This window comes from Micromonospora sp. NPDC051296, from assembly GCF_040682255.1.
Lineage (GTDB): Bacteria > Actinomycetota > Actinomycetes > Mycobacteriales > Micromonosporaceae > Micromonospora > Micromonospora craterilacus.
On sequence record NZ_JBFBAO010000283.1, the window covers coordinates 1 to 9,310 of the forward strand.

A 9,310-nucleotide genomic window follows, 5' to 3' on the forward strand; every position below is an offset into this window, starting at 1 on the left:
CCAGCCGTGCCAGATCATCGTCGGTACGAGCAGCAGCCCCATCGCCCAGAGTGCGGGCAGGAGCCGCCGGAGACGGGCGTTCAGCGCACCAGCCGGCGCACGGTCGAGCGACCGCGCCATCAGGGAGCCGGCGAGGGCGAACATGACTCCCATGGCGGGGAAGGCCCAGCTCAACCAGGCGAAGCCCCACATGTGGTAGACGATCACCCGGGCCAGCGCGACCGCCCGCAGCACGTCGAACCAGCGGTCCCGGCCGCCACCGGTGGCCGGCACCCGTTGCCTGGCCGGGTCGGTCGCCGGATCGCCGGCCCGCTTCAGCTTCCGCCACCCCAGCCGCGTCCCGGTCAGCGCGGTGACCGTCGAGCGGACCAGCACCAGGTACATCAGCTGCCGGTAGGCGAACTGCTGCAACGGCAGTGTCCACAGCGGGCGGAGACGCTCCCGGTCGAGCCGGAAGGCCACCAGCGCGGTGACCGCCTGGACGCCGAGCATCGCCAGCCAGGCCAGGGCGGTCTCGGTGGCCCCGAGGAAGAAGAGCCCGTAGACGGCCATCAGGTCCAGGATCGGCCCGAGCAGGGGAAGCACCACCCCGAACAGCGCGAGCAGCGGCAGGCCGAACCGCCCGAAGCGGCCGGAGGGCCCGCGGTCGAAGATCGCCCGGCGGTGCTTCCACATCGCCTGCATGGTGCCGTAGCTCCAGCGGTAACGCTGCCGCCACAACTGGGCCACCGAGGAGGGCACCTCGGTCCAGGCCCGGGCCTGTTCCTCGTACACGACCCGCCAGCCGGCCCGGAGGACGGCCATCGTGATGTCGGTGTCCTCGGCCAGCGTGTCGTGGCTGATGCCGCCGGCGGTGAGCAGCGCGCGACGCCGGAACGCCGAGATCGCTCCGGGCACGGTCGGCATGCAGCCGAGCGTTTCGTACAGCCGGCGATCCAGGTTGAAACCGATCACGTACTCGATGTGCTGCCACCGCCCGAGCAGGCCGGTACGGTTTGCCACCTTGACGTTGCCCGCGACCGCACCGACCGACGGGTCCGCGAACGGCTGGACCAGCCGGCGGACGGCGTCCCGCTCGAACACCGTGTCGCCGTCGACCATGATGATGATCTCGTTCCGGGCGTGCGCGATCCCCGTGTTCAGGGCGCTCGGCTTGCCGCCGTTGGGCTTCCGGATGACCCGGACGTTCGGCAGGCCCAGCGCCTCCACCAGGTCGGCGGTCCCGTCGGTCGACCCGTCGTCGACCACGATGACCTCGATGGCCCGGTGGTCCCCGGCGGCCAGCGACCGGACGGCGGCGACGATGCCGGCCTGTTCGTTGTAGGCCGGCACGATGATCGAGACCGGATCGGTGACCGGTGGCCCCCACCGCCAGCGCCGGGACCGGCGACGCCGGGCGAGCCGGCCGGCGAGGAGGAGCAGCAGCACCGTACGGACGAGCATCAGGACGCCGACCACCACGAAGAGCACCCGCAGCGCGGCGAGGAACAGGTCGGCGATGCCGACGGCCAGCACCACCGAGCCGGCCCGCCAGCGGTCGAGTCCGGAGACCGGCACGTTCCCCGCGACCGGCCGGGCGTCCGCCCCGTCCATCTCCAGCGTCCGGTTCACCCCGTCGCTGACGGTCGTGAACCGGTATCCCAGAGCCATCATCATCGGGATGAAGCGGTCCAGGGCGACCAGCGTCTGGGATCGGTCACCACCGGCGTCGTGCAGCAGCACCACCGCGCCCTGCCCGTCCGGCGGGATCATGTTGTGCACCATGACGTCCGGGCCCGGCTTTGCCCAGTCCCTACTGTCGGTGTCGTTCACCGCCGTCAGGTAGCCGAGGCGGCCGGCCTCCCGGATCGCCGCCCACGCCTCGTCGTCGACGGCGTCGGGCGTCGAGGAGTACGGGAAGCGCAGCAGGCTGGTCCGTACGCCCGCGGCGCTCATGATGGCCTGCTGGGTCTGCGCGTACTCCAGCCGTCGCCGCCAGCCGGACAGCAGGGTCGCGTCCGGGTGGCTGAAGGTGTGCACACCCAGTTCGTGTCCCTCGGCGGCGATCCGCCGGGCGAGATCGGAATGGCGGGCCACCTGGCTGCCGACCACGAAGAAGGTGGCGGGGGCCTGGTGCCGGCGCAGCACGTCGAGCACCTTCGGCGTCCACACCGGATCGGGGCCGTCGTCAAAGGTGAGGGCGATGGTGTGCGGTGGCATGTGGTAGGAGGTCGCCTGCCCCTCAGTGGTGTCGATCACCGGGCCGCCGGCCCGGATGGCGGCGGGCACCCCGGCCTGGTCGCCGACCTCTCGGACGTGGTCGGGGACGAATTCGGAGTTCGCGTACGCCTCGACGAACAGCACGCAGAGCACGACGGTGAGCAGGGATCCCCAGACGATCCACCCGGTGCGGTGCCGAGGTTGGGTGGGGTGGTCCGGGCGGGCGGGCGGGACGGTGAGCGGGGTACGGACCATCAGGCGAGCCACCCGCCGAGCGGCTCCGGGGCGGGCGTGGCCGGCGGGGCGGACGGGGTGACCGATGGTGCGGGCTCCGGGTCGCTCGGCGGCGGGGTGGGGGACGAGGGCACGGCCGTCGGGAGGCGCGTCGGGCGGCGGGGACCGGGCGACGCGTCCGGTACCGGTGGCTCGGGTGCCGGTTCCGGCCCGGGTGGTTCGGCCGTCGTGATCGGGTCGGCCGTGGTGGTCGGGTCCACCGTGGTGATCGGGTCTACCGTGGTGGTCGGGTCGGCCGTGGTGGTCGGGTCGGCGTCTGTCCGGTGGAAGTCAAGGTGTTGGGGCGGGTCGGCCGGCTGGTTGGCCACCTGCAGGCGGGGTCCGTCGTCGGACGGCTGCACCGCGCCGGACGGTGCCGCAGGTCCAGGGAGGACGGCGGCCGCGACGAGCGGGATGTACACGAGGGATCCGGTGGCGACGAGGACTCCCCAGCGGCGGACCCGCCGCTGCCGCCGCCCGGTTATATCGACGAAGATCGGCGCGGACGGGAGTCGGGAGGCGATGTTCGGGGACAGTCCAATGGGGACGTCGGGCGCCCGGTGACGGTGAATGTTTGCGGCCACCCGGACGAGGCTAAAGGGGTGGTAGGCACCTTATGTCGGCTTCCTTGGAGCTCCCGAGATGTCCAGTCTTCGCAATCTGAACATCCGGACTCGGACCCATGATTTAGCTCTTAGGTGACTAATCACTCAGTTAGGTCGAATCGGGACGGACAGGAATGTTTCTCCACTCATCCGGGCGGGTCGATCGGCCTGCGCCGGTCGCGGGGTGTCGGCCGATCTGGCCACGCCTAGCAGCGCAGAGTCCGCGGATGATCACACAGTGGCGGCGCTGGGCATGGATCGCCGCCTTGATCGGCGTCCGTCGGAAATCTGACCCGCGCCGCCCCGTTGTGCCGCTGGTCATGGGTGGTTAAGCTTTTGATGCGCGCCCCAATCGCCCGCTTCCCCCGTGGCAGGCGATCGGGGCGCGTCCTAATTCCCGGAAGGGCCCGCGTGCTTCGGCACCGGGCCCTTCGTCGTGCTGGTCACGGGTCCACCGGGCGCCACCTGGACCTTCACGGGCGGCACCCATGCGATGGTCCCGGGCGCCCGGCCCAGGACCATCGGCGTGGTTCAGATCCAGCGGCCGTCCAACCACATCCGTGCCGACCAATCGGCGTACGGCAGGACCTGGCCCACGAAGATCGGATAGAAGTACGCGAAACAGAGGACGACGAGCACGACGTACGCCCCGGCGATCACGCTGCCGATCAGCCGGCGGTCCCGGCTGGCCTCGTCGTGGACGCCGCCCACCGGTCGGTCACCGCTCGGCCCGGCCGGCGAGGCGATCGCGCCGAGCACGTAGACCACCGCCAGCACGAGGAACGGCAGCGCGGGCGCGGCGTAGAAGGAGAACATCGTCCGGCCGTCGAGGGCGAACCAGAACCACGGCAGCAGGCCCATGGCCGCGCAGAGCAGGATCGCCCCGGCGCGCCAGTCCCGCCGGGCCAGGCCGAGCCAGACCAGTGCCACCAGCGCGGGCAGGAACGACCACCACAGCAGCGGAGTGCCGAGGAGCAGAACCTCCTCGGCGCAGCTCGGCGCGCCGCAGGCGCCGTCGCCGGTCCAGTGGAACGCCACCGGCCGGCCCAGCAGCAGCCACTGCCACGGCCACGACTGGTACTTGTGCGGGTCGTCGAGCTGGTTGTGGAAGCCCAGCGCCGCCTGGTGGTACTGCACCAGGTTCCACAGCGCGCCGACCACCGGCGTGTCGCTGAGATCCGCCCCCGGGTAGCGCTCGGCGAGCCGGTAGTAGCCGTCCTGGCCGAGCAGCCAGCCCGACCAGGTCGCCACGTAGGTGACCGCCATCAGGAAGCCGGCGAGCACCATCCAGGGCACTCCGTCGAGCAGGGTGTCCCGCCACGGCCGGCGTACCCCGGCCGAGCGGCGGGCGCCGACGTCCCAGAGGAACATCAGCAGCGCGAAGGCCGGGACGAAGAACAGCGCGCTCCACTTCACCGCGAAGGCGCAGCCGAGCAGCACCCCGGTCGCCAGTCGCCACCAGGGCCAGTTCCGCCACCCGCCGGGCGGGCGGCCGGCACGCCCCCGGGCCGTGGGATCCAGGCCCGCCTCCAGCGCCCGGGCCCAGCGCCGGCGCGTCGCGTCCCGGTCGAGCACCAGCGCCCCGAACGCAGCCAGCACGAAGAAGAGCAGGAAGATGTCCAGCAGCGCGGTGCGGGACAGCACCAGGTGGAAGCCGTCGACCGCGAGCAGCAGGCCGGCGGCGCAGCCGAGCACCGTGGAGCGGAACATCCGGCGACCGATCCGGACCAGCAGCAGCACCGACAGGGTGCCGAGGAGCGCCGCCGAGAAGCGCCAGCCGAACTCGGGCGAGGTGGTCCACAGGTGCCCGGGCACCGAGATGCCGTGCTCGGCGTCGGCATAGCCGAACGCCCACTCGCCGAAGCCGATCAGCCACTTGCCCAGCGGTGGATGGACGACGTACGACGGGCCGCCGTCCTTGTAGTTCCACTCGACGCCCTTGTCGACCAGGCCCCAGGCGTCCCGGGCGTAGTAGATCTCGTCGAAGATCTTGCCGGGCGGGTGGCTGAGATTGGCGAACCGGATGATCGCCGCGATCGCCACCACCACCGCAGTGGCAAGCCACGAGCGGCCGTCCAGCCGGGCCTCGACGGTGGCCAGCCGGCGGCGCACCATCGCCGGCACACCACCGCCCGCCGGGTCGGTGGGGCCGGTCCCGGTCACTGAAACCTCCGGCGCCGGGCGGTCCGCGCTCGCGCTCTGTGCTGTCGACGCACTCGTCACCCGGCGATCGTAGGCTGCGGAGGGGGGCGGTGGCGTCTGTCGTCCCCGAATCCGGTACGACCATCGATGAAGGAGCACGCACTCGTGGGTGAAATGTCCGAACCGGGTCGCCTGATTCTGCTCGGCGCGCCGCTCGGCAACCCCGCCGACGCCTCCACCCGGCTCCGTGAGGTGCTGGTCACCGCCGACGTGGTCGCCGCCGAGGACACCCGGCGGTTGAGTCGGCTGGCCCGCGACCTCGACGTGACGATTTCCGGGCGGATCGTCTCCTACTTCGAGGGCAACGAGGAGCGGCGTACCCCGGAACTGGTCGAGGTGCTCGTCGCCGGATACCAGGTCGCGCTGGTCACCGACGGCGGGATGCCGAGCGTGTCCGACCCCGGCTACCGGCTGGTCCGGGCGGCCCTGGACGCCGGGATCCCGGTCACCGCCGCGCCCGGGCCCAGCGCCGTCACCACCGCCCTGGCGCTGTCCGGGCTGCCCTGCGACCGGTTCTGCTTCGAGGGGTTCCTGCCGCGCAGCCCAGGTGCCCGCCGCGCCCGGCTGCGGACCCTGGCCAGCGAGGAGCGGACGCTGGTGCTCTTCGAGGCGCCGCACCGGGTCGCTGCCGCCCTTGCCGACCTGGCCGACGCGTTCGGCGCCGACCGGCCCGCCGCGCTGTGCCGGGAGCTGACCAAGACGTACGAGGAGGTGCTGCGCCGCCCGCTCGGCGAGCTGGCCCGGTGGGCGGGCGAGGGTGAGCCGCGCGGCGAGATCACCCTCGTGGTGGCCGGTGCCCCGGCGACGCCCGCGACCCGCCCCGACGACGACGCGCTGCGCGCCGCGGTGGCCGAGCGGGAGGCCGCGGGCCTGACCCGCCGCGACGCCATCACTGAGGTCGCCACCACCTTCGGTCTACGCCGTCGCGAGGTTTATGCCGTCGTGCACCAGGTGTAAGGAAGGGCCCCTTCTTAACGCCTCCGGTAGAGGAAGGGCCCCCTTTTAACAACATCGCGACGGGCGTGCGGCTCACCAGGCGGCGGCGAGGAAGCCGAGGGTGATCACCAGCGGGCCGGTGAGCGCGGCGGTGACCGCCCAGCGTCGGGCTCGTGGATCGGTCAGCCGGGTCGCGCCGGTGCATCGGGCGATGCCCCACGCGCAGCCGAGTACGGCCAACAGGCCGAGCAGCCAGCGCAGGTGAGCACCGGCCCCACGGTCGGCGTACGCGGTGTCGTCGCCCGGGCCGGTCATCCGGGCGGGCAGGGTCGCGCCGGCCGTCGCCCGGTGCTCGGGTACCCCGCTGACCCGTACGCCGTGTGTCCGGAACTCCTCGTCCGCCGCGGTGAAGATCCCCCGGCACCGCTGGGTCAGCCCGTCCCCGGTGCACTCGGTCATGACCACCGTGCCCGAGGTGGCATGCCCGACCGCGAGCCAGAGCGGGCCGGCGCTGACCCAGGCGAAGAAGGCCGCTGTCAGGCTCAGCCCGAGCAGCGCGGGCAGCCCCCACCGCGGATCCGGCGGGCGGCGGGTCCGGTCCCGGTGGCGGCGCGCCGGCCAGACCCGGCGCCACCACGGGCTGGCGTCACCGGTCGCCTCCGGCCGTACCGGCGTGCCGTCCCAGTGCACCTCCTCGATGGGCGCCCAGAACGCGTCGCCGTCCGGCGTACCCCCGTCGGCGGACTGACCCTGACGGACCCGGCGGCCGGACGACCGCACCGGGACCCGGCGGGGCACCGCGTCAACGGGCGCGCCGGTGGTCGGCTCCAGCTCGACGGCGGCCGGGCCGGCGGGGTCGGAACCCTCTGGCGCGGCCGGCGGCACCGTCCGGGGATGCGGCGGCACGGCATGGGTACGCGACGGCACGGCCGGGTCCGGCCGGGTGTCGGTGGGGAGGCCGTCCTCGTGGTCGGGGGCGGCTCGGCTGCCAGTCACGCGCTTCATTGGACACCGGTGGATGTTCACGGCCGGGCAGCTCAGGCAGCGTGTCGGCGACAAATCGGACCAGCGGATGGCCGCTTGGCCGGCCGGGCACCCCTATTGGTTCGCAGGCACCCGGGGCGGGTCACTAGGCTTGCTGGGCATGAGTCACGTTCTCGCGGCAGTGGCCTGGCCCTACGCCAACGGCCCGCGCCACATCGGCCACGTTTCCGGTTTCGGCGTTCCCTCTGACGTCTTCGCCCGGTACATGCGAATGGCCGGCCACGACGTGCTCATGGTCTCCGGCACCGACGAGCACGGCACCCCGATCCAGGTGCAGGCCGACGCCGAGGGGCTGACCCCCCGTGAGCTGGCCGATCGGTACAACCGGGTGATCGTGGAGGACCTGCACGGCCTCGGCCTCTCCTACGACCTCTTCACCCGCACCACCACCCGTAACCACTACGCGGTGGTGCAGGATCTGTTCGAGGGGATGTACCGCAACGGCTACATCGTGCCGAAGACCACCATGGGCGCGATCTCCCCGTCGACCGGCCGGACCCTGCCCGACCGGTACATCGAAGGCACCTGCCCGATCTGCGGCTACGACAGCGCCCGCGGTGACCAGTGCGACAACTGCGGTAACCAGCTCGACCCGATCGACCTGATCAACCCCAGGTCGAAGATCAACGGGGAGACGCCGAAGTTCGTCGAGACCGAGCACTTCTTCCTCGACCTGCCCGCCCTGGCCGAGATCCTGCGCCAGTGGCTGGACACCCGCGAGGGCTGGCGCCCCAACGTGCTGCGGTTCTCCAGGAACCTGCTGGACGACCTCCAGCCCCGGGCCATCACCCGCGACCTGGAGTGGGGCGTGCCGATCCCGCTCGACGGCTGGCGCGAGCGCACCGACAAGCGGATCTACGTCTGGTTTGACGCGGTGATCGGCTACCTGTCCGCGTCCATCGAGTGGGCCCGCCGCACCGGCGACCCCGAGGCGTGGCGCCGGTGGTGGTCCACCGACGGTGAGGGGAAGGACTCCCAGTCCTACTACTTCATGGGCAAGGACAACATCGTCTTCCACTCGGTGATCTGGCCGGCGCTGCTCGCCGGCTACTCCGGCGAGGGCAGCCGGGACGGCGAGCCGGGCCAGCTCGGGCGGCTCAACCTGCCCACCGAGGTGGTCTCCAGCGAGTTCCTGACCATGGAGGGACGCAAGTTCTCCTCCTCCCGTCGGGTGGTCATCTACGTCCGGGACTTCCTCGAACGGTACGACGCCGACGCGCTGCGCTACTTCATCGCGGTGGCCGGCCCGGAGAGCAACGACACCGACTTCACCTGGGCCGAGTTCCTCCGCCGCAACAACGACGAGCTGGTCGCCGGCTGGGGCAACCTGGTCAACCGGTCGGTGTCGATGGCGGCGAAGAACTTCGGCGAGATCCCCGCGGTCGGCCCGGACGGGCTGACCGAGGCCGACGAGGCACTGCTCGCCGTGGCCCGCGCCGGCTTCGCCACGGTCGGCGACCTGATCGCCCGGCACCGGCAGAAGCAGGCCATCGGCGAGGCGATGAAGGTGGTCGCCGAGGCCAACAAGTACCTCTCCGAGCAGGCGCCGTGGAAGCTCAAGGGCGAGGCGGACAAGCCCCGGATGGGCACCATCCTGCACGTCGCCCTCCAGGTGGTCAGCGACGCCAACACGCTGCTCACCCCGTTCCTGCCGCACTCCGCGCAGAAGGTGTACGAGCTGCTGGGCGGCAGCGGGGTGCATGCCCCGATGCCGGTCATCGAGGAGGTGGCCGACCTCGACGGCGGGCCCGCGTACCCGGTGTTGACCGGGGATTACACGCAGGGCACGCGCTGGGAGTCCGTACCGCTGGAGGTGGGCCGGCCGCTCGCCCCGCCCAAGCCGGTGTTCCGCAAGCTCGACCCGTCGATCGTCGACGAGGAGCTGGCCCGGCTCGGCGGCTGACCTGCGGCCCCGGCCGCGATGACGTAACAGCGCGACGGGCGCGACCCCGACAACGGGATGGCCAGCAGGTCGACCAGCCCGGCCGCGGCGGCAAGCAGGCCGCCGATCAGGCCGACGGAGAGATTCCAGAACGCCAGTTGGCCCAGGT

The 9,310-nt window shown here is 72.1% G+C and carries 6 protein-coding genes and 1 pseudogene; 2 read left to right on the plus strand and 5 right to left on the minus strand.

Going from position 1 to position 9,310, the window contains the following annotated elements; all coding sequences use genetic code 11:
- The 3 genes from AB0M52_RS24880 to AB0M52_RS24890 form a co-directional block, all read right to left on the minus strand.
- The coding region (locus AB0M52_RS24880; protein WP_363958140.1) for a glycosyltransferase at positions 1–2,466 on the minus strand (2,466 nt) is incomplete at its 3' end.
- On the minus strand, positions 2,454–2,834 hold the full coding sequence (locus AB0M52_RS24885; RefSeq protein WP_363958143.1) for a hypothetical protein: 381 nt from the start codon (positions 2,832–2,834) through the stop codon (positions 2,454–2,456). The genes AB0M52_RS24885 and AB0M52_RS24880, both read right to left, overlap by 13 nt.
- 774 nt (positions 2,835–3,608) lie before the next feature.
- Positions 3,609–5,192, minus strand: a complete 1,584-nt coding sequence (locus tag AB0M52_RS24890; RefSeq protein ID WP_363958153.1) for a phospholipid carrier-dependent glycosyltransferase — start codon at positions 5,190–5,192, stop codon at positions 3,609–3,611.
- A gap of 192 nt (positions 5,193–5,384) precedes the next feature.
- Here AB0M52_RS24890 and rsmI point away from each other — a divergent pair, with 192 nt between their 5' ends.
- On the plus strand, positions 5,385–6,236 hold the full coding sequence (gene rsmI, locus AB0M52_RS24895; RefSeq protein ID WP_363958145.1) for a 16S rRNA (cytidine(1402)-2'-O)-methyltransferase: 852 nt from the start codon (positions 5,385–5,387) through the stop codon (positions 6,234–6,236).
- A gap of 72 nt (positions 6,237–6,308) precedes the next feature.
- Here the strand turns inward: rsmI and AB0M52_RS24900 are convergent, their stop codons facing one another.
- Positions 6,309–7,220: a hypothetical protein gene (locus AB0M52_RS24900; protein WP_363958147.1), complete on the minus strand. Its 912-nt coding sequence runs from the start codon at positions 7,218–7,220 to the stop codon at positions 6,309–6,311.
- Positions 7,221–7,359: 139 nt separating this feature from the next.
- On the opposite strand from AB0M52_RS24900, the gene metG reads away from it, so the two are divergent.
- Positions 7,360–9,162, plus strand: a complete 1,803-nt coding sequence (gene metG, locus AB0M52_RS24905) for a methionine--tRNA ligase (RefSeq protein WP_363958150.1) — start codon at positions 7,360–7,362, stop codon at positions 9,160–9,162.
- Between the two features lie 38 nt (positions 9,163–9,200).
- Here metG and AB0M52_RS24910 read toward each other — a convergent pair.
- Positions 9,201–9,310 (minus strand): annotated as a pseudogene (locus AB0M52_RS24910) (DUF2231 domain-containing protein); the annotation flags it as partial.

Excerpts from the sequence above, each read along its gene's own strand:
- AB0M52_RS24900 (WP_363958147.1), bottom strand. The coding sequence starts at position 7,220 with ATGAAGCGCGTGACTGGCAGCCGAGCCGCCCCCGACCACGAGGACGGC.
- metG (WP_363958150.1), top strand. The coding sequence starts at position 7,360 with ATGAGTCACGTTCTCGCGGCAGTGGCCTGGCCCTACGCCAACGGCCCG.
- AB0M52_RS24890 (WP_363958153.1), bottom strand. The coding sequence starts at position 5,192 with ATGGTGCGCCGCCGGCTGGCCACCGTCGAGGCCCGGCTGGACGGCCGC.